This is a genomic window from Roseateles sp. P5_B10 (assembly GCF_056400485.1).
Map to the genome: position 1 here is coordinate 1 of NZ_JBFULE010001597.1, position 601 is coordinate 601.

The window sequence follows — 601 nt, forward strand, 5'->3', positions numbered from 1 at the left end:
AGACACGAGAGCGATCGCCGCCGCATAAAAGTCGATCCGGCTGATGCGCCACATTCGCATGAGGGCAGCGATATCAATCAGTCTGTAAACTGCTGTGCACACGATCGCAGCGAGCACCGCCTTGGGTAAATTGGTCAGGAAATCCGTGAGAAACAGCAGGCAGATGGCCAACGTGCCCGAACAGATAACGAGAGCGAGTGGGGTCTTCGCGCCGGCCTGATCATTGACGGCGGATTGGGATAGTCCTCCCGCAACAGGGTAGCCGTGGCCGAACGCTACCGCAATATTTGCCGCGCCTAGCCCCAAGAACTCCTGTCGTACATCGATGACGTAACCGTGCTTCGCCGCAAAACTGCGAGCGGCTGCTACGCCTTCGACATAGGCGAGCAACATGATGCCGGCAGCGAGAGGAAATAGTTCGTCGAACTCCAGCAACCCAAAGGTTGGCACGGCGATGCTTGGCAATCCCTTCGGAACTTCGCCGGTGACGGGAATGCCGAGCGCCGGCAAGCCGAGCACCGTTGCGACAATGACCGAGAGGATCACGACTGCAAGTCCTACCGGCCTGCCGGGCCATAGACGTTCGCCTTGAAGCAGCAGG

Annotated in this window: 1 protein-coding gene; it reads right to left on the reverse strand. The window is 59.1% G+C overall.

Annotated features, from left to right (window positions below):
• Nucleotides 1-600, reverse strand: a 600-nt coding sequence (locus AC1DU6_RS34795; protein ID WP_477863082.1) for a SulP family inorganic anion transporter, incomplete at its 3' end; no start/stop codon positions are given.
• Between the last annotated feature and the right edge of the window lies 1 nt (nt 601).